The following is an 18,680-nucleotide window of genomic DNA, read 5'->3' on the forward strand; positions in this document are numbered from 1 at the left end:
CTACCCGGCCGCGGGCCAGGGCTGGCGGGAGCGGGCCGAGGCGGCCGAGCGGAACGCGTACGAGATCGACTTCCCCGAGCCGCTGTACGACGTCGGCCCGGCCGGCAACCCCATGTTCACCACGACCCGGCTGCGGCTGGCGTACACGAGCATGGTCACCCCGCCCAGCGTGTACGACTACGAGCTCGACACCCACGAGCTGATCCTGCTGAGGCGGCGCCCGGTGCTGGGCGGCTACGACCCGGAGGACTACGAGCAGTTCCGCGAGTGGGCGACGGCCGAGGACGGCACGAAGGTGCCGATCTCGATCGTCAAGCGCAAGGACGCCGCGAGGCCCGCGCCGACCCTGCTCTACGGCTACGGCAGCTACGAGACCTCCATCGACCCGGGCTTCTCGGTGCCCCGGTTGTCGCTGCTCGACCGCGGGTTCGTCTTCGCCGTCGCGCACGTCAGGGGCGGCGGCGAGATGGGCCGGCGCTGGTACGAGGAGGGCAAGCTGACCAGGAAGCGGAACACGTTCACCGACTTCGTGGCGGCGGCCAGGCACCTGAAGGCGTCCGGCTGGAGCGAGCGGATCATCGCGCGGGGCGGCTCGGCCGGCGGGCTGCTGATGGGCGCGGTGACGAACCTGGCGCCGGAGGAGTTCGCGGGCGTGGTGGCCGAGGTGCCGTTCGTGGACGCGCTCAACACGATCCTCGACCCGTCGCTGCCGCTGACGGTGATCGAGTGGGACGAGTGGGGCGACCCGCTGCACGACCCCGACGTGTACGCCTACATGAAGAGCTACACGCCGTACGAGAACGTGGACGGCCGGCCGTACCCGCCGATCCTGGCGATCACCAGCCTGAACGACACCCGCGTCCTCTACCACGAGCCGGCCAAGTGGATCGCGCGGCTGCGGGCGACCGCGCGGGGCGGCCCGTTCCTGCTGAAGACGGAGATGGGGGCCGGCCACGGCGGGCGCAGCGGGCGCTACGACGCCTGGCGCGAGGAGGCGTTCGCGCTGTCCTGGATCATCGAAAGGGGCACGTCATGACCTATCAGGCGGACGAGCGGCGCTACGAGCGCCAGCCGTACAACCGCAGCGGGCGCAGCGGGCTGCGGCTGCCGGCGGTGTCGCTGGGGCTCTGGCACAACTTCGGCGACGACCGGCCGGTCGAGAACTCGCGGGCGATCCTGCGGCGGGCGTTCGACCTCGGGGTGACGCACTTCGACCTGGCCAACAACTACGGCGTGCCGTACGGCTCGGCGGAGCGGAACTTCGGCCGCGTCCTGCGCGAGGACTTCCTGCCGTACCGGGACGAGCTGGTCATCTCCACCAAGGCCGGGTACGACATGTGGCCCGGCCCGTACGGCGAGTGGGGCTCGCGCAAGTACCTGCTGGCCAGCCTCGACCAGTCGCTCGCCCGCATGGGCCTCGACTACGTGGACATCTTCTACAGCCACCGGCCCGACCCGGACACGCCGCTGGAGGAGACCATGGGGGCGCTGGACCGGGCGGTGCGCTCCGGCAAGGCGCTGTACGCGGGCATCTCCAACTACTCCGCCGAGCAGACGACGCAGGCCGCGCGGATCATGCGTGAGCTGGGCACGCCGCTGCTCATCCACCAGCCGTCGTACTCGATGATCAACCGGTGGATCGAGGACGGGCTGCTGGACGCGCTGGAGGAGGCGGGCATGGGGTGCATCGTGTTCTCGCCGCTGGCGCAGGGGCTGCTGACCGACCGCTACCTGGAGGGCGTGCCGGCCGACTCGCGGGCGGCCACCAGCCGCTTCCTCAGCGCGGACCGGATCGACCGGGACCTCGCGCGCGACCTCGGCGAGATCGCGCGGGGCCGCGGGCAGACGCTGGCGCAGATGGCGTTGTCGTGGACGCTGCGGGACCCGCGGGTGACGAGCGTGCTCATCGGGGCGAGCAGCGTGCGGCAGCTGGAGGACAACGTGGCCTGCGTGGACGGCCCCGACTTCACCGAGGACGAGCTCGAGGCGATAGACAAGATCACAGGGCCTCGTGCCGCTGGAGGTAGGTGAAGGAGGCCCAGCCGGGCAGCACCGGCAGCCAGAACGTGAGCAGCCGGTGCAGCAGCACGGCCGAGGTGGCGAGCTCGGCCGGCAGCCCGGCCACGGTCAGGCCCAGGGCCAGCGCGCCCTCGACCGCGCCCAGGCCGCCCGGCGTGGGCGCGGCCGAGCCGATGGCGTTGGCCGTGAGGTAGACGACGGCGACGGCGGTGAAGCTGAGCTCGCCGCCGAAGGCCGCCACGCAGGCGTCCAGGCACACCACGAACGCGATCGTGATCATGAGGGTGCCTGCGCACGCCTCGATCATCTTGCGCGGCGACTGGAGCACGTCGAGCAGGCGTGGCAGCACGTTCGAGAACAGCCTGCGCAGCCGTGAGGTGACGAGCCTGCGCAGCGGCGGCACGCCCAGCACGACGACGACCAGCAGCGCCACCACCAGCAGCACCAGCACCAGCCCGCGCGACGGGGTGAAGGAGGTGGCGGTGTTGGAGCCGGTGATGTAGGCGAACAGCAGCAGCAGCGCGATGTGGAAGACCAGCATGATGAGCTGGGAGGCGCCGACGCTGGCCACCGCGCTGCCCGGGGCGATGCCGCGTTTTTGCAGATAGCGGGTGTTGATCGCGACGCCGCCGACGGCGGCGGGCGCGACGAGCTTGACGAACGAGGACGCGAACTGCACCAGCACGGTCCGCCACAGCGGCAGCGGCTCGGGCACGAAGCCGCGCAGCATGAGCGCGGCGGCCACGAAGCTGACGAACGAGGCGGCGAGCGCCAGCACCGACCACGCCCAGTTGGCGGTGGTGACCACCTGGTAGAGGTTGACCTGGCTGAGCTGGGAGAGCAGGAAGTAGGCGGCGATCGCGCTGGCGATGATGGTGACGAGCGTGCGCGGACGGAAGCGTTCGAGCCGGACCTCCTCGACCTTGCCCTGCGGCTTGAGCGCGACGATCTGCTCGCGGATGCCGGGCAGCACCTGCTTGGCCTTGCCGAGGGCCGAGCGGGTCTCGCGGGTCAGCGCGATGCGCTGGAGCAGCGGCATGGCGGCGGCCAGCACGTCGGGGCCCATCACGGCGGCGGCCGCGCGGACCGAGCGCTCGGGGCCGACGCGGAGCGCGAGGTAGGTGAGGAGCTGGGCGACGTCGATGCGCAGCAGCAGGTCGCCGGCGGCGATCTCGCCGCTGCGGGCGTCGGTGAGCACGACCCGGCCGGCCCGGTCGAGGTGGATGCCGTCGCCGGTGAGGCGGCGGTGCGCCAGGCGCTGGATCTGCAGCAGCTCGACCTGCTCCCAGATCTGGTGCAGCAGGGCGTCGTCGATCTCGGTGTCGGGGATCTCGTCGAGCGGGCGGGTCTCGATGTGCTCGTAGGCGAGCAGCGCCGCCTCGGTGCCGATCTCGCTGGTGCCGAGCAGGCGCGGGGTGCTGGCGCCGGCGGCCTGGCCCGCGTACGACATGAGGGCCTCGCGCTCCAGCTCGGCGCGCAGGGAGCGGATGGCGCGGCGGCGGGTCTCGGAGTTGAGCCTGATGCGCCGCCACAGCCGGTACGGCAGCCCGGCCACCTGCCGGTCCCGGTCGAGGACGGTGACGTCGAGGCTGGTGCCGTCCTTCAGGCCGATGGCGTAACGGCGGCTGCCCTGGTGGTCGTCCTCGATGCGGCGGGCCGAGACGACCTGGAACGACAGCTTGCGCAGCGCGGCCACCACGGCGCTGCCGGGCGGCCTGGTGTTGGGGCTGCCGACGCCGTACAGGGTGGCGTAGCCGATGGCCATGCCGACGAGGACGGTGACGATGGCGCTGGGCAGCGTGATCTGGCGGCCGGAGAAGAAGGCGAGGATGTAGAGCGCGATCGTGGTCCACATCAGCATGCGCCAGGTGGGGCGGCGGGAGATGCGGACCGCGGTGGCGTAGGCGATGACCGAGGTGAGCAGGGTGTTGATGGGCTCGATGTCGCGGTTGCCGGTGAGCAGCACGCGGAGGTCCTCGGCGCTGCCGGCGACCAGCCACTGGCCGACCAGGAACGAGCCGGCCATGCCGACGATGGCGGCGATGAGCCCTTCGGCGACCCGGAGGCCGTCGCGGTGGAAGACCCGCTCGACGGCGAACGCGGCGGGCACCACGAGCACGGCGGCGCCGCCGAGGAAGGCGGCGATGCGGCTCAGCAGCGGGACGAGCTCGGCGCCCTGCTTGACGTCCTGCTCCAGGCCGATGAGCGTCTGCTTGGCGACCAGGGCGAGCAGCACGACCGCGGCCAGCACCGCGAGCGTGGCGAAGAAGCGCAGCAGGTCGGAGGGCCGGCGCAGGCGCTGGGGCAGCAGCGGCTCGACGACGTACACGTCGTTGTCCGCGCGTGACTCACCCACGGCCGGATCCCCCTCCGTGAGGTCCCCCGTGTCATCTCGTTCCCTGATTTCGGCCACCGTCAGTGATTCTGCACCTTCCCGGCCGGACCGTACGATCTCCGGTGTCCAGTGTCCCCGTTTCGCAACTCGCGGTCGCCGCCGTCCCGTCCGGCGGGTGATGTCCGCGCAGGCAGGCTACACGGTGGGGCTCCAGCAGTTCATCTTTCATGCCCCGACATAGGCTGTGTCCCATGTCGGGTGAATTGACGGTTCTCGGGGCGTGTCCGCTGGACTGCCCGGACACCTGCTCCTGGGTCGTGACAGTGCGGGACGGTGAGGCCGTCAAGCTGCGCGGCAACCCGGACCAGCCGTACACGCGGGGCGCGCTGTGCGTGAAGGTCAATCGTTATCTGGAGCACACGCGGGCGCCCGACCGCATCCTGCACCCCATGCGCCGGGTCGGCCCGAAGGGCTCGGGGCGCTTCGAGCGCATCACGTGGGACGAGGCGCTGGAGGAGATCGCCACCCGGCTGCGCGCCATCGTGGCCGAGCACGGCGGCGAGGCGATCTGGCCCTATCTCGGCACCGGGACGCTCGGCTACCTCCAGGGCTGCGAGGGCGTGGCGGGCCGGCGGTTCTGGAACGTGCTGGGCGCGTCGAAGCACTGGCTGAACATCTGCTCGGCGGCCGGCAGCAGCGGTCTGTTCCGGGCGAACGGCACCGCGGGCGGCATGGACCCCGAGGACTTCGCCTCCTCCCGGCTGATCCTGCTCTGGGGCACCAACACGCTGACCAGCGGCCACCACCTGTGGAAGTTCATCCAGGACGCGCGGGCGGCCGGGGCGCACGTGGTCGCCGTCGACCCGATCCGCACCCGCACCGCCGACCAGGCCGACGAGCACCTGGCCATCCGGCCGGGGACGGACGCGGCGCTCGCGCTCGGCCTGCTCAACGTGGTGCTGGCCGAGGGCGCGCAGGACGAGGCGTACCTGGCCGAGCACACCGAGGGCTGGGCGGAGTTCCGGGAGGAGATCCTGGCGCACCCGGTGGACAAGGTGAGCGGGATCACCGGCATCCCGGCGGCCGACATCCACAGGCTGGGGATGCGGCTGGCGCACACCCGGCCGACCGGGATCAGGGCCACGATGGGCATCCAGCGGCACGCGGGCGGCGGCACGGCGATGCGCACGATCGCCGCGATCCCGGCCGTCACCGGCGACTGGCGGCTGCCCGGGGGCGGGGTGGCGTACTCGACCAGCGGCCACGTGCACCTGAACATCGACACCCGCGACGACCTGCTGGCCAGGCCGGTGCGGACGCTGGTCATGACGAAGCTGGCCTCGCAGCTCGACGACGTGAAGTGCCTGTGGGTGTACGCGGCCAACCCGCTCGGCTCGACCCCCGACGCGAACGCGATCCGGCGGCAGCTCGCCCGCGAGGACCTGTTCACGGTGGTGATGGAGCACTTCCCGACCGACACCGTGGACTACGCCGACCTGGTGCTGCCGGCCACCATGCAGACCGAGCACCACGACCTGCACGCCGGCTACGGCCACCTGTACCTGCTGTGGAACGAGGCCGCGGTGGAGCCGCCGGGCGAGTGCCTGTCCACGACGGAGACCTTCCGGCGGCTGGCCAGGCACATGGGGCTGAGCGAGCCGTCCCTGTACGACTCGGACCTGGAGCTGGCCGAGCAGTTGCTGGCCGGCGGGCATCCGTCGCTGGAGGGCGTGACGCTCGACCGGCTACGCAAGGAGGGGTGGGTGCGGATGAACTATCCCAAGCCGTTCCTGCCCTTCGCCGACGGGTTCCCGACGCGGTCGGGCCGGATGCGCTTCCCGCGGGCCGGGCAGGCGTACGTGCCGTCGCACGCGACGCTGGCGGCGGAGGGCTCGCCGTACAAGCTGACGCTGGTGACGCCCGCCGCGCACACGTTCCTCAACACGACGTTCGGCAACAACGCGGAGCTGCGGCGGCGGGCGAAGGACCCGGTGGTGCTGGTCAACCCGGCCGACGCGGCGGCGCGCGGGCTGGTGGACGGGCAGCGGGTGCGCGTGCACAACGACGGCGGCGAGTTCCTGGCCGACGTGGAGATCAGCGACCGGGTGGCGGCCGGGGTCGTGGCCTCGCCCAAGGGCCGCTGGCCGAAGCTCAGCCCGGGCGGCTCGAACGCCAACGCGGTCGTGGCCGAGCGGGACGGCGACATGGGCAGGGGGCCGGGCTTCCACGACAACCTGGTCGAGGTCAGCCCTTGTGCCGGTTCATGAAGGTCTCGATCGCGTCCAGCACCTGAGCGGCGTGCGGGCTGCCGAGCAGGGCCGAGGCGTGCAGGCGCGCGCCGGGGATGATCAGGAGCTCGTCGTCGGGGGCCTGGGCGGCGGCGGCCTCCAGCGCCTCGCGGCCGCCGTAGTCGTCGTGCTCGCTGCCGATCTGCAGCAGCGGGACGGTGAGCCTGGCCGCGTCCTCGGGGGCGATCTCGCCTGACAGGGCGACCACGCCGGCGACCTTCCGCGGGCCGAGCTTCAGCGCCGCTGGGACGGCGGTGGTCGCGCCGATCGAGCCGCCGACCAGGAACACCCGCTTGACGCCTTTCTCCTTGGCCAGGCGCCGCGCCATGGCGACGGCGGTGTCCTCGGGGGCGGCGACGGCGCTCCTGGCGTAGAGGAGCACGCGGTAGCCGGTGGCGACCAGGCGGTCGGCGAGCGGGCGCCAGGTGCAGACGTTGCCGCGGCGCTCGTAGGTGACGACGACGCCGGTGGAGCCGGTGCCCGTGATGACGCCGGGCAGGCCGCCGCCGTACTCGAAGATCGTGCCGTCGGCCTCGGTGAAGCAGCCGGAGACGTTGGGGCCGGTCGCCACGGGCCGCGCCGAGGCGGTGGTGACCGGCGCGGGGGTGGTGACCGGCGCGGGAGTGGGGGCGGCCCCCGCGCCGCCCCCGCCCCCGCCTCCGCCCCCGCAGGCGGTCAGTGCCGCCACGAGCCCTGCCGCAGCCAAGGACAACCTGCGCACGACCGCCACCTCCGGCTTCCCCGCTATGTCTGAACTGACATAGTGGCTGGCACTCTATCCTGGGGCGACGATGACCTCAACGCTGGGATTCGCGATCCTCGCCGTGCTGGCCCGCGGCGAGCGCACCGGGTACGACCTCGCCGCGGCCATGCGCCGCCCGGTGGGCTACTTCTGGACGGCCGGCCACAGCCAGATCCACGCCGAGCTGCAGAAGCTGCGCGCCGCCGGGCTGGTCGGCTTCGAGACCGAGCGCGGGCCCGGCCCGCAGGACAAGAAGGTCTACCACCTGACCGCCGAGGGCCTGGCGGAGCTGCGGGAATGGGTGACCGAGCCGCCGCGCGCCCGGCCGGAGCGCGACGAGCTGGTGCTGAAGACGTTCGCGTCGTGGCTGGCCGAGCCGGGGCTGCTGCGGCGGATGTTCGCCGACCAGCTCGCGATGCACGAGGAGCGCCTGGCCGCCTACGAGCGGGAGGAGGCCGCCATCGGGGAGCCGCCCCCGCCCGGCGACCCCCGGTTCGGCAACTACGCGACGCTGCGGTGCGGCCTCGGCTACGAGCGGCACCGCGCGGAGTGGTGCAGATGGATGCTGGCGCAGCTCAGCTCAGCGTGAGCTTGAAGCCCTCGTGGGAGCCCGCGAAGCCGAGCGAGCCGTAGAAGCGGTGGGCGTCGGTGCGGGACTTGTCGGAGGTGAGCTGCACCATGGCGCAGCCGCGCTCGCGCGCCCGGTCGACCGCCCAGGTGATCATGCGGCGGCCGATGCCCTGGCCCCGGGTCGAGGCGTGCACGCGCACCGCCTCGATCTGGCAGCGCTCGGCCCCCAGCCGCGACAGCCCGGCCAGGTACGTGAGCTGCATCGTGCCCACGACCTTGCCGCCCCGCTCGGCCACGATCAGCTCGTCGTAGGGGTCGGCGTCGATGCGCTCGAAGGCCGCCAGGTAGCGCGGGTCGCCGGGGTCGCCCTCGCGTCGCGCGCCGAGGGGGTCGTCGGCCAGCATCTCGACGATCGCGGGCACGTCGTCCCTGCGGGCCAGGCGGAAGGTCACGTCATCAGGCATGGAGGTCACGTCGTCAGGCATGGACGCATCATGTCAGGGACAGCTCAGGGTCCGTCCCCGATGCCCCCAAGGGGCCCCAAAAGGGACCATGAATGCATGAACGAAATCAGTCGACGCGATGAGGTCTCGCTTTCGGGCGCCGCGCTTCGCGGAGCCCCTTGGAAGGCCGCGGCCATCGGCGGCGGCGTCGTGACGGCGGCCAGCTACGGCATGGGCCTGATCACCGGCGGCGGCGACCTGGTGTGGGCCCTGGGCCTCGGCATCAGCCTGTTCGCGCTGATCGCCGCGATCGGCGCGGTGTCCAAGCCGGAGGAGGGCGACCGGGTCACCCGCCAGGCGCGCCTGTGGTCGCTGCGCCACCCGTGGAAGTTCTCGCTGCTGCCCGCGGCCATCACCGCGGTGCTGGACTACCCGGTGCAGCTCGTGCTGGACGGCGAAGGGGTCTTCGGCTCGGCCGTGCAGGCCATGTGGCACGGCGCGCTGGTCTACCTGATCGCCGGCATCCTGACGCTCACGATGCAGGGCCGGGCCCGCTCGGCCCGGTGACCCCCGCTCGTCCCGTCACGCCTCCCGCTCGGCCTGGCTGCGGCACACGCAGAACTCGTTGCCCTCGGGGTCGAGCATCGTCACCCAACCAGTGCCGTCGGGCTGGCGCCGATCCGCATCGATGGTCGCGCCCAGCCCGACGAGCCGTTCGACCTCCTGGTCCCTGGTGCGGCCGTCGGTGCCGTTGACGTCGAAGTGCAGGCGGTTCTTGACCGACTTGCCCTCGGGGACGCGGATGAACAGCAGGTACGGGTCCTGCTTGGTGCGCAGCATCACCTCGTCGTCGCCCGGCCGGTCGTCGTCGCCGAGGGGCAGGCCGGTGGCCTGGCTCCACCAGCTCGCGATCGCGTAGGGGTCGTGGGCGTCGATGGTGACGGCGTGGATCTCGATCATGCGGTCCACCCAACCCGACACCACCGTGGACGTCAAACCGGTTTCAGTCCCACCAGACGGTCACCCAGCGGTCGCGCGGCAACGGCCACATGCCCAGCTCAGCGGCCGTCTCGGCGACCTCGTCCGCCCTGGACGGGTCGAGGCAGGCCCGCCGGCAGGCGCTGGCCGCCAGCTCCTCCAGGGAGCTGAAACGTTCCAGGGGAGCCTCCCGCTCCTCCACCCGCACCGGGAAGCCGAGCGCCGCCGCCAGGGCCACGCAGTCCTCGGCGACCGGCCGCACCGGCCGGTCGATGCCGTGGAAGTGCTGCCAGAGCGGCGTCATCCAGCTCATCGGATGGCGGTGCGGCAGCTCCAGCACCACCCGCCCGCGCGTGTGCGCGTCGAGCGCGCGCAGGAAGCCCGCCAGGTCCGGGACGTTGTAGACGACGTGGGCGGCGATCGCGACGTCGGCCACCGGGGCCTGCTCGGCGACCTCGGGCCAGCGGCCGTGGATGGTCGTGACCGGCACCCCGAGCTTGTCCGCCCGGAGCGTGAGCCCTTCCAGCATGCGGGCCGAGGCGTCCACCGCGTACAGGTGGCCGATGCGCTCGCCGAGCGGCAGCGAGGACGCGCCGGGGCCGGAGCCCACGTCGAGGACAGTGCCGCCGTCGGGCAGCGCCTCGACCAGCCGGGTCATGGTGGGCCCGTCGTCCGGCTCGCTGAGCGCCCGGTCGGTGCGCGCGCCGAACCGCTCCGGCGAATGGCTCCACGGGTCGGCGGGGGCCTGGGCGAGGATCTCCTCCGGGATGGCCCAGGCTTCCAGTCGCTCCCGCCACCGGGCGGCGAGTTCTTCGGCGTCCATGAGGACGAGCATGCCATGCATGCCGGGGGTTACCCGCGGGTAGCATTTCAGAGTAAGGTTACTCGTCAGTACACCCCGCCCTCGGTTCAAGGAGATCGACGCCCATGGGCCACTACAAGAGCAATGTGCGCGACCTGGAGTTCAACCTCTTCGAGGTGTTCGGGCGACGTGAGATCCTCGGCACAGGGCCCTTCGCGGAAGTGGACGAGGACATCGCGCGCAGCATCCTCGACGAGGTCAACAGGCTGGCGACCGGCGTGCTCGCCGACTCCTTCGAGGAGGGCGACAGGAAGCCGCCGGTGTTCGACCCCGCGACGAGCTCCGTCACCGTGCCCGAGGGCGTGAAGAAGTCGTTCAAGGCGCTGGTGGACGGCGGCTGGGCGCACCTCGACCTGCCGGCCGAGCTGGGCGGCCCCGGCATCCCCCGCAGCCTCGCCTGGGCGACCGCGGAGATGGTGCTCGGCGCGAACCCCGCGCTCTACATGTACGCCGCCGGCCCCAACTTCGCCTACACCCTGTGGAAGCTCGGCAACGAGGACCAGAAGCGCTTCGCGGAGTGGGCCATCGAGCTCAACTGGGGCGCCACCATGGTACTGACCGAGCCGGACGCCGGCTCCGACGTGGGCGCGGGGCGTACGAAGGCGGTGCCGCAGCCCGACGGGAGCTGGCACATCGAGGGCGTCAAGCGCTTCATCACCAGCGCCGAGCACGACATGGCCGACAACATCTTCCACCTGGTGCTGGCCCGCCCCGAGGGCCACGGCGCCGGCACCAAGGGCCTGTCGATGTTCCTGGTGCCGAAGTACCACGTGGACCTGGAGACCGGCAAGCTCGGCGAGCGCAACGGCGTCTACGTCACCAACGTCGAGAAGAAGATGGGCCTGAAGGTCTCCACCACCTGCGAGCTGACCTTCGGCGAGAAGCACCCGGCGGTCGGCTGGCTGGTCGGCGACGTGCACGAGGGCATCAAGCAGATGTTCATGGTCATCGAGCACGCCCGCATGATGGTCGGCACCAAGGCCATCGCCACCCTCTCGACCGGCTACCTCAACGCCCTCGAGTACGCCAAGTCCCGCGTCCAGGGCGCGGACCTGACGAAGATGACCGACAAGACCGCCCCGCGCGTCGCCATCACCCACCACCCCGACGTACGCCGCGAGCTGATGCTGCAGAAGGCGTACGCCGAGGGCATGCGCGCCCTGGTGCTCTACACGGCCACCTTCCAGGACGCCGTCATGATCGACCCCGGCGACCAGCACGCGCACGCCATGAACGACCTGCTGCTGCCGCTGGTCAAGGGCGTCGGCTCCGAGCGGTCGTACGAGCTGCTGTCGCGCTCCCTCCAGACCCTCGGCGGCTCCGGCTACCTCCAGGACTACCCGATCGAGCAGTACATCAGGGACGCCAAGATCGACTCCCTGTACGAGGGCACCACCGCCATCCAGGGCATGGACCTGTTCTTCCGCAAGATCCTGCGCAACCAGGGCGCCGCCGTCGGCGCGCTGCTCGGCGAGATCAACGCCTTCGCCGCCTCCGAGGCCGGCAACGGGCGGCTGAAGGAGGAGCGCACGCTGCTCGCCGAGGCCGCCGGCGAGGTCAAGGCCATGGGCGACACCATGGCGACCTGGGCGCTCGGCTCGCTGGAGAAGCCGGAGGAGGTCTACAAGGTCGGCCTCAACACCACCCGCCTGCTGCTGTCGCTCGGCGACCTGGTCATCGGCTGGCTGCTGCTGCGCCAGGCCGAGGTGGCGCTGGCCCGGCTGGCCGAGGGCGAGGACCCGTTCTACCTGGGCAAGGTCGCGGCGGCCTCGTTCTTCGCCAAGACCGTGCTGCCCCGGCTGGCCGCCGAGCGGCGCGTGCTCGACTCCACCGGCCAGGAGCTCATGGAGCTCCCCGAAGCGGCCTTCTGAGGCCTCCCCTCTCTGCCACCCGCGGCAGTCCGGCAGAACGCCCGCCCTCGTGCGGGCGTTCTGTCGTCCAGGACACACCCGCCGGGCGCGGCGGCCGGGTACCTTCGCGGGCATGAGCTCGACCGCGCACGATCACCCCCTGCCGCCGCCGCGGGTCGAAGAGGTCTCCGACGGCGTCTACGCCTACATCCAGCCCGACGGCAGCTGGTGGATCAACAACACCGGCTTCCTGGCCGGGCGGCGCGGCGTGATCTGCGTCGACGCCTGCTCGACCGAGCGCCGCACCCGCCTGCTCCGCGAGGCCGTCGGCAAGGTCAGCGGACGGCCGATCACCACGCTCGTCAACACCCACCACCACGGCGACCACACCTTCGGCAACTGGCTGTTCCCGGAGGCGACGATCGTCGGGCACGAGGGCGTGCGCGCGCAGATCCTCGCCGACGGGGTGCCCGCCTACCGCGCCGCCTGGTCGGCCGAGGTCGAGTGGGGGGCGCTGGAGCTCGCGCCGCCGTTCCTCACCTTCACCGACCGGATCACGCTGCACTCCGACGAGCTGCGCTGCGAGGTCCGGCACGTCGGGCACGCGGCCCACACCACCAACGACTCCTACCTGTGGATCCCGGAGCGGCGCGTGCTGTTCTGCGGCGACCTGGTCTTCAACGGCGGCACCCCGTTCGTGCTCATGGGCTCGGTCACCGGCGCCATCGACGCGCTCGCGCAGCTGCGGGAGCTGGGGGCCGAGACCGTCGTGCCCGGGCACGGCGAGGTGTGCGGGCCGGAGGCCTACGATGAGGTGGAAGGGTATCTGCGGTTCGTGCTGGAGACCGCCGGACGCGGCCGGCAGGCGGGGCTGTCGCCGCTCGACGCCGCCCGGCAGACCGACCTCGGCCCGTGGGGGCGGCTGCTCGACGCCGAGCGCATCGTGGGCAACCTGCATCGCGCCTACGCCGAGCTGGCCGGTCACCCGCCGGGCGCGCCGATCGACCTGGCCGCCGCCGTGGGCGACATGATCGCCTACAACGGTGGCCGGCCGCTGTCGTGCCTGGCGTGAGACGGGACGGGTGTGATCGTTGATACCCGGGTATGACCGTGGGCGTACCCGTTGTTTACTGGAGGCTCGTCATGGGTGTCGGGGTCAGCATCTTCTTCCTCACGCTCGGCGCCATCCTGAAGTTCGCGATCGAGCCCGACGTGTTCGGCAAAAGCGTGCACATGGACGTCATCGGGATCATCTTCATGATCGTGGGCGGGGTGGGCGTGGTGCTCAGCATCGTGCTGGCCCCGAGGCGGGGCCGCACGTCCGATGACCGGCTCATGCACCGGGAGAACAACCCGCCGGAGATCTAGACCTCGAGCTGCGCGGCGGCGCGGGTGGCCAGGATCGGCTTGATGTGCTCGGCGATGACCGCCTGGTGCTGCGGGTGGTCGCGGTAGACCAGGTAGTCCTCGACGCTGTCGAAGTCGGCCACCACCGCGTAGGCGTGGTTGCCCTGGTTGATCCCGGCGTCGGGGCCGACGGTGTAGGAGCGGAGCTGCGGGATGGCGGCCGGCAGCTTGCGCAGCTCGGCGGTCACCGTCTCCTTCTGCGCGTCGGTCGCGTCGTCGGTCCAGGTGAACAGCACGATGTGGCGAATCATGGGGAAACCCTAGTGCCCGCGGAAAGGCGTGTATCAGAGCGGGTGGGGCCGATCTCTGGTGAGGGTGACGGCGACCGTGCGGCTCACCCCGCACGGGCCACGCCCCGGAGGGTTCACGCGCTCTCCGCCGGGCCCGCGGTGACCGCCGGGGGAGGGGTCCTCCCGGCGGTCACCGCCGTTCCGTGCGCTCCAGGCCCTTGTTCAGCTCCAGGCCATGATCCGGAGCGGGTCCTCCAGCATGTCGCCGACGTCCCGCAGGAAGCGGGAGCCCAGCTCGCCGTCCACGATGCGGTGGTCGAACGACAGCGACAGGGTCGTCACCTTGCGGACGGCCAGCTCGCCGTCCACCACCCACGGCAGGTCGCGTACCTGGCCGAAGGCGAGGATCGCGGCCTCGCCCGGGTTGAGTATCGGCGTGCCGGTGTCGACGCCGAACACGCCGACGTTGGTGATGGTGATCGTGCCGCCCGCCATGTCGGCCGGCTGGGTGCGGCCCGCGCGGGCGGTCTCCGCCAGCTCGGTCAGGCTCCGCGCCAGGTCCGGCAGGGAGAGGGCGTGGGCGTCCTTGACGTTGGGCACCACCAGGCCCCGGGGGGTCGCGGCGGCGATCCCGAGGTTGACGTAGTGCTTGACGACGATCTCCTGCGCCTGCTCGTCCCAGGAGGAGTTGATCATCGGGTGGCGGCGGGCCGCCGTCAGGACGGCCTTGGCGACCAGCAGCAGCGGGCTCACCTTGACCTCGGCGAAGTCCGGCAGGGCGCGCAGGCGCTGGACGGCCTCCATGGTGCGGGTCACGTCGATCTGGAGGAACTCCGTGACGTGCGGGGCCGTGTAGGCGCTGGAGACCATGGCCGCGGCCATCATCTTGCGCACGCCCTTGACGGGGACGCGCTCCTCCAGGGCCTGCGCGGCCGGCGCGGTGGCTGTTCGCGGGGCCGGAGTCGCCTCCGCCGGTGCCGCGGCCGGTGCCGCCGTCGGAGTCGCGGCCGCCGCGTGGACGTCCTCGCGGGTGATCGAGCCCTGCGGGCCGGTGCCGGTGATCGTGGTGAGGTCGACGCCGAGGTCCTTGGCCAGCTTGCGGACGGGCGGCTTGGCCAGCACGGAGATCGCGCCGGGCACGCCCCCGGCGGGGGCCGGAGGCGCGGGAGCCGGGGCAGCGGCAGGGGCAGCGGCAGGGGCGCCGTCCACCTCCACGCGCCTCGGGTTGGCGACCGGGGTGGCCGGGATCGCGGCGGTGGCGGCGGTGGCGGCGGTTGCGCCCTTGCGCGGGCGGCGCTTGGTGGCTCCGGTCTTGACGCCGTAGCCGACCAGGACCGCCTGGCGCTCCTCCTTCGGCGCGGGGCTGCCGTGCGCGCCCGGCTCGACGGCGCCCTCCGCCGGAGGCTTGGGCACCAGGTCGTCGGCCAGGGCCTTCGCCCGGTCGGCCGGCTGGGACAGCGCGGCCGGCCCGGCCGCCGCGGTGGCGCCCGCCGGCTCACCCGCGGCCGGCTCACCCCCGGCCGGCTCCCCCGCGGCCGGCTCCGTGTCGACGGCGATGATCGGGACGCCGACGTCCACCGTCTGGCCCTCGTCCGCCAGCAGGCCGGCCACCACGCCGTCCCACGGGATGGGCAGCTCCACGATCGACTTGGCGGTCTCGATCTCGACCACGATCTGGTTGACCTTGACGTCGTCGCCCGCCTTGACGTGCCAGCGGACGATCTCGGCCTCGGTCAGGCCCTCCCCGACGTCGGGGAGCCTGAACTCGCGTCGCATGTGCCCCCCTTCCTAGAACCCGAAGGCCCGGTCGACGGCGTCGAGCACCCGGTCCAGGTCGGGCAGGTAGTGCTCCTCCAGCTTGGACGGGGGGTAGGGGGTGGAGAAGCCGCCGACCCGCAGGACGGGGGCCTCCAGGTGGTAGAAGCACTGCTCGGTGACGCGGGCGGCCAGCTCGGCGCCGAAGCCGTTGTAGACCGGGGCCTCGTGCACGACCACGACCCGGCCGGTGCGCCGTACCGACTCCATGACCACGGCCTCGTCGAGCGGGTTGAGCGAGCGCAGGTCGACGACCTCCAGGGAGCGGCCGTCGTCCTCGGCCGCCGCCGCGGCCTCCAGGCAGGTCTTCACCATCGGCCCGTACGCCAGCAGCGTCGCGTCGGCGCCCGGCCGCACCACCTTGGCCGCGTGCAGCGGCGTCCACCAGTCGGTGGAGGAGGTGTCGATGTCGGCCTTCTCCCAGTAGCGGCGCTTGGGCTCGAAGAACACCACGGGGTCGTCGCTGCGGATCGCCTGCTGGATCATCGTGTACGCGTCGGCCGGGTTGGAGCAGGCGACGACGCGCAGCCCGGCCGTGTGCGTGAAGTGCGCCTCGGGGGACTCGCTGTGGTGCTCGACCGCGCCGATGCCGCCGCCGCAGGGGATGCGGACGACGACCGGCAGCTTGATCGCGCCGAGCGAGCGCATGGGCATCTTGGCGAGCTGGGTGATGATCTGGTCGGCGGCGGGGAAGACGAAGCCGTCGAACTGGATCTCGCACACCGGCCGGTAGCCGCGCAGCGCCAGCCCGATCGCGGTGCCGATGATGCCGGACTCGGCGAGCGGCGTGTCGATGACGCGGTCCTCGCCGAAGTCCTTCTGCAGGCCGTCGGTGACGCGGAAGACGCCGCCCAGCTTGCCGACGTCCTCGCCCATGATGAGGACCTTGGGGTCGTCCTCCATGGCTTTGCGCATGCCCTCGTTCAGGGCCTTCGACAAGCTCAGTATGGTCACTTCTCGAACCCCTCCAGATACCCGGCGAACTGGGCGCGCTCCTGGTCGATCAGGGCGTGGGGCTCGCGGTAGACGTGGTCGAAGATGTCGAGCGGCTCGGGGTCGGGCATGGCCAGGCAGCGCCGCCGCAGGTCGGCGCCGAGCTGGTCGGCCTCCTTGTCGACGGAGTCGAAGAACGCCTGGTCGGCCAGCTCGTTCTTGAACAGGTAGGCCTTGACCCGCTCGATGGGGTCCTTCAGCTTCCACGCCTCCAGCTCGCTCGCCACGCGGTAGCGCGTCGGGTCGTCGGTCGTGGTGTGGGCGCCCATCCGGTACGTGAACGCCTCGATGAGCGTCGGCCCCTGGCCGGTGCGCGCCGCCTCCAGCGCCTTGCGGGTGACCGCGAGGCAGGCGAAGACGTCGTTGCCGTCGACCCTGATGCCCGGGAACCCGAAGCCGGAGGCGCGGCGGTAGAGCGGAATGCGGGTCTGCTTCTCCAGCGGCTCGGAAATGGCCCACTGGTTGTTCTGGCAGAAGAACACGACCGGCGCGTTGAAGACGCTGGCCCAGATGAACGACTCGTTCACGTCGCCCTGGGAGGTGGCGCCGTCGCCGAAGTAGACGATCGTGGCGGCGGTGGCGTCGTCGCGCTGGATGCCCATGGCGTAGCCGACGGCGTGCAGGGTCTGGCTGCCGATGACGATCGTGTAGAGGTGGAAGTTGTGCTCCTTGGGGTCCCATCCGCCGTGGTTGACGCCGCGGAACAGGCCGAGCAGCTTGACCGGGTCGACGTCGCGGCACCAGGCCACGCCGTGCTCGCGGTAGGTGGGGAAGGCCATGTCGGAGTCGGTCAGGGCGCGGCCCGAGCCGATCTGGGCGGCCTCCTGGCCGAGCAGCGAGGCCCAGATGCCGAGCTCGCCCTGGCGTTGCAGGGCGACGGCCTCCAGGTCGATGCGACGGACGAGCACCAGGTCGCGGTAGAGCGACCGGATCTCCTCCGGGGTCAGGTCGAGGTCGTAGTCGGGGTGCTCGACCCGCTCCCCCTCGGGGGTGAGCAGCTGGACGAGCTCCGGAGGTGCTTCGTCGCGGGCACCGCGAGAGGCTTCGACGGTCACGTGCCACTCCTGTGCGATCGGGGCCGGTCGTCTGGATGGGATTGCCACCTTAGGCCAGCCTTACCGGCGAGGAACCATGTGGTGGTGGTTCGTACGCTTTTGGGGACATCGTGGCAGACGTCACAGCCCTCCGCGCAAGCCCCATGTCCTCCCCGTTCCCGTTGTGCCGTCAGCCACACGCCCCCGGTAGGCTGGCTTTCCCAACCCCACCGCACGCAGGAGGAAGTCAGTGGCGCGCGTCATCGTGGACGTCATGCTGAAGCCCGAGATCCTCGACCCGCAGGGCCAGGCGATCGCGCGGGCGCTGCCCCGGCTCGGCTTCTCCGGCGTCTCCGCCGTCCGGCAGGGCAAGCGGTTCGAGATCGAGCTGGAGGGGCCGGCCGACGACGCGGCGCTGCAGGAGGTCCGCAAGATGGCCGAGACGCTGCTGGCCAACACCGTGATCGAGGACTACGCCGTCCGGGTTGAGGAGTAGAAGGGAGATTTGGCGTCCCTTTTTCACCGTGGGTGCGCAAAGCCGGGTTCTGACGTGCCACAATGCCACGGGCTTGCCAACACTGAATAACAACAACGTGATTTTGCGGTTAGCCCCGTTTTCACAGGGAAATCTACTCCAGGTGACATTCCGGCGCCCGGAGGAGTCCGGTGGATATTGAGTTCTCGTTGGCACTGCCTCGGGATGCGATCGGCATACCGATGGTCAGGCGAGTGCTCGGCGATGCCATGAGGTCGCTCAACGTGAGCGAGACCTGCATCGCCGACATGTTGCTCGCCGTCTCCGAGGCGTGCTCCAATGCGGTTCGGCACGGGGGGCCCGCCAACCGCTACGAGGTGACAGCGTCGATCGGCTACGGCCAGTGCGACGTCCGGGTGGCGGACAACGGCACGGGGGTGCCGTCGATCCCGCCGGGCTTCCCCCCTCCTGACACCGAGAACGGCCGCGGGCTGCTGATCATGCGCAGCGTCGTCGACGAGATCTCCTTCGGCATCACACCCGGCCGTGGCACCACCGTCCACCTGCGCAAATCGCTCGACTGGGAGAACGAGGCAGAAGTCCGTCCCCGGGAGCTCGCCGCCGTCTGACCGCGGATAC

Annotated in this window: 19 protein-coding genes (1 of these 19 cut by a window edge); 10 read left to right on the forward strand and 9 right to left on the reverse strand. The window is 71.6% G+C overall.

Annotated elements, in window-relative coordinates; all coding sequences use genetic code 11:
* On the forward strand, positions 1-1,036 hold the 3' end of the coding sequence (locus MF672_RS07360; RefSeq protein WP_242380814.1) for a S9 family peptidase. Its footprint begins 1,055 nt before the window's first position; only the last 1,036 of its 2,091 coding nucleotides appear in the window; its start codon lies beyond the left edge, outside the window; it ends in the stop codon at positions 1,034-1,036.
* Positions 1,033-2,031, forward strand: a complete 999-nt coding sequence (gene mgrA / locus MF672_RS07365; RefSeq protein WP_242380815.1) for an L-glyceraldehyde 3-phosphate reductase — start codon at positions 1,033-1,035, stop codon at positions 2,029-2,031. The genes MF672_RS07360 and mgrA overlap by 4 nt, the downstream gene beginning before the upstream one ends.
* On the opposite strand, the gene MF672_RS07370 is transcribed toward mgrA, so the two are convergent.
* Positions 2,000-4,375, reverse strand: a complete 2,376-nt coding sequence (locus MF672_RS07370; protein WP_242380816.1) for a lysylphosphatidylglycerol synthase transmembrane domain-containing protein — start codon at positions 4,373-4,375, stop codon at positions 2,000-2,002. The two genes, mgrA and MF672_RS07370, sit on opposite strands and share 32 nt — an antisense overlap.
* A 230-nt stretch (positions 4,376-4,605) precedes the next feature.
* Here MF672_RS07370 and MF672_RS07375 point away from each other — a divergent pair, with 230 nt between their 5' ends.
* A complete protein-coding gene (locus MF672_RS07375; protein ID WP_242380817.1) occupies positions 4,606-6,621 on the forward strand; it encodes a molybdopterin-containing oxidoreductase family protein in 2,016 nt (671 codons plus the stop codon).
* Here MF672_RS07375 and MF672_RS07380 read toward each other — a convergent pair.
* Complete coding sequence (locus MF672_RS07380) at positions 6,599-7,363, reverse strand: alpha/beta fold hydrolase (protein ID WP_242380818.1); 765 nt, start codon at positions 7,361-7,363, stop codon at positions 6,599-6,601. The two genes, MF672_RS07375 and MF672_RS07380, sit on opposite strands and share 23 nt — an antisense overlap.
* Positions 7,364-7,433: 70 nt before the next feature.
* Between MF672_RS07380 and MF672_RS07385 the strand changes: the two genes are divergently transcribed.
* Entirely contained in the window at positions 7,434-7,973 is a 540-nt protein-coding gene (locus MF672_RS07385) for a PadR family transcriptional regulator (protein WP_242380819.1), read from the forward strand.
* On the opposite strand, the gene MF672_RS07390 is transcribed toward MF672_RS07385, so the two are convergent.
* Positions 7,960-8,439, reverse strand: a complete 480-nt coding sequence (locus MF672_RS07390; protein ID WP_242380820.1) for a GNAT family N-acetyltransferase — start codon at positions 8,437-8,439, stop codon at positions 7,960-7,962. The two genes, MF672_RS07385 and MF672_RS07390, sit on opposite strands and share 14 nt — an antisense overlap.
* A gap of 75 nt (positions 8,440-8,514) precedes the next feature.
* On the opposite strand from MF672_RS07390, the gene MF672_RS07395 reads away from it, so the two are divergent.
* Entirely contained in the window at positions 8,515-8,964 is a 450-nt protein-coding gene (locus MF672_RS07395; RefSeq protein WP_242380821.1) for a hypothetical protein, read from the forward strand.
* A gap of 15 nt (positions 8,965-8,979) precedes the next feature.
* Here MF672_RS07395 and MF672_RS07400 read toward each other — a convergent pair whose 3' ends face one another.
* Together MF672_RS07400 and MF672_RS07405 are read right to left on the reverse strand one after the other, a co-directional pair.
* Positions 8,980-9,357 carry a VOC family protein gene (locus MF672_RS07400; protein ID WP_242380822.1) on the reverse strand — a complete coding sequence of 126 codons (378 nt, stop codon included), beginning with the start codon at positions 9,355-9,357 and terminating at the stop codon, positions 8,980-8,982.
* Positions 9,358-9,400: 43 nt separating this feature from the next.
* Positions 9,401-10,198 carry a class I SAM-dependent methyltransferase gene (locus MF672_RS07405; protein ID WP_242380823.1) on the reverse strand — a complete coding sequence of 266 codons (798 nt, stop codon included), beginning with the start codon at positions 10,196-10,198 and terminating at the stop codon, positions 9,401-9,403.
* Between the two features lie 104 nt (positions 10,199-10,302).
* Here MF672_RS07405 and MF672_RS07410 point away from each other — a divergent pair, with 104 nt between their 5' ends.
* The 3 genes from MF672_RS07410 to MF672_RS07420 all read left to right on the forward strand — a co-directional run bounded on the left by MF672_RS07410 (position 10,303) and on the right by MF672_RS07420 (position 13,455).
* Positions 10,303-12,108 (forward strand): acyl-CoA dehydrogenase, encoded by a 1,806-nt coding sequence (locus tag MF672_RS07410; RefSeq protein WP_242380824.1) that lies wholly within the window; start codon positions 10,303-10,305, stop codon positions 12,106-12,108.
* Positions 12,109-12,220: 112 nt separating this feature from the next.
* Positions 12,221-13,159, forward strand: a complete 939-nt coding sequence (locus MF672_RS07415) for an MBL fold metallo-hydrolase (RefSeq protein WP_242380825.1) — start codon at positions 12,221-12,223, stop codon at positions 13,157-13,159.
* A gap of 71 nt (positions 13,160-13,230) precedes the next feature.
* Positions 13,231-13,455 carry a hypothetical protein gene (locus MF672_RS07420; RefSeq protein ID WP_242380826.1) on the forward strand — a complete coding sequence of 75 codons (225 nt, stop codon included), beginning with the start codon at positions 13,231-13,233 and terminating at the stop codon, positions 13,453-13,455.
* Here the strand turns inward: MF672_RS07420 and MF672_RS07425 are convergent.
* The 4 genes from MF672_RS07425 to pdhA all read right to left on the reverse strand — a co-directional run bounded on the left by MF672_RS07425 (position 13,452) and on the right by pdhA (position 17,587).
* Positions 13,452-13,745, reverse strand: a complete 294-nt coding sequence (locus MF672_RS07425) for a Dabb family protein (protein ID WP_242380827.1) — start codon at positions 13,743-13,745, stop codon at positions 13,452-13,454. The genes MF672_RS07420 and MF672_RS07425 overlap by 4 nt on opposite strands.
* A 201-nt stretch (positions 13,746-13,946) precedes the next feature.
* A complete protein-coding gene (locus tag MF672_RS07430; RefSeq protein WP_242380828.1) occupies positions 13,947-15,500 on the reverse strand; it encodes a dihydrolipoamide acetyltransferase family protein in 1,554 nt (517 codons plus the stop codon).
* A 12-nt stretch (positions 15,501-15,512) separates the two neighbouring features.
* Positions 15,513-16,493: an alpha-ketoacid dehydrogenase subunit beta gene (locus MF672_RS07435; protein WP_242380829.1), complete on the reverse strand. Its 981-nt coding sequence runs from the start codon at positions 16,491-16,493 to the stop codon at positions 15,513-15,515.
* Positions 16,490-17,587 (reverse strand): pyruvate dehydrogenase (acetyl-transferring) E1 component subunit alpha, encoded by a 1,098-nt coding sequence (pdhA, locus tag MF672_RS07440; RefSeq protein WP_242380830.1) that lies wholly within the window; start codon positions 17,585-17,587, stop codon positions 16,490-16,492. The genes MF672_RS07435 and pdhA overlap by 4 nt, the downstream gene beginning before the upstream one ends.
* A 229-nt stretch (positions 17,588-17,816) precedes the next feature.
* On the opposite strand from pdhA, the gene purS reads away from it, so the two are divergent.
* Positions 17,817-18,062 carry a phosphoribosylformylglycinamidine synthase subunit PurS gene (purS, locus tag MF672_RS07445; protein WP_242380831.1) on the forward strand — a complete coding sequence of 82 codons (246 nt, stop codon included), beginning with the start codon at positions 17,817-17,819 and terminating at the stop codon, positions 18,060-18,062.
* Positions 18,063-18,232: 170 nt separating this feature from the next.
* Positions 18,233-18,670 (forward strand): ATP-binding protein, encoded by a 438-nt coding sequence (locus MF672_RS07450; protein ID WP_242380832.1) that lies wholly within the window; start codon positions 18,233-18,235, stop codon positions 18,668-18,670.
* The last annotated feature ends 10 nt before the right edge of the window (positions 18,671-18,680 follow it).

It is taken from the genome of Actinomadura luzonensis (assembly GCF_022664455.2).
Lineage (GTDB): Bacteria > Actinomycetota > Actinomycetes > Streptosporangiales > Streptosporangiaceae > Nonomuraea > Nonomuraea luzonensis.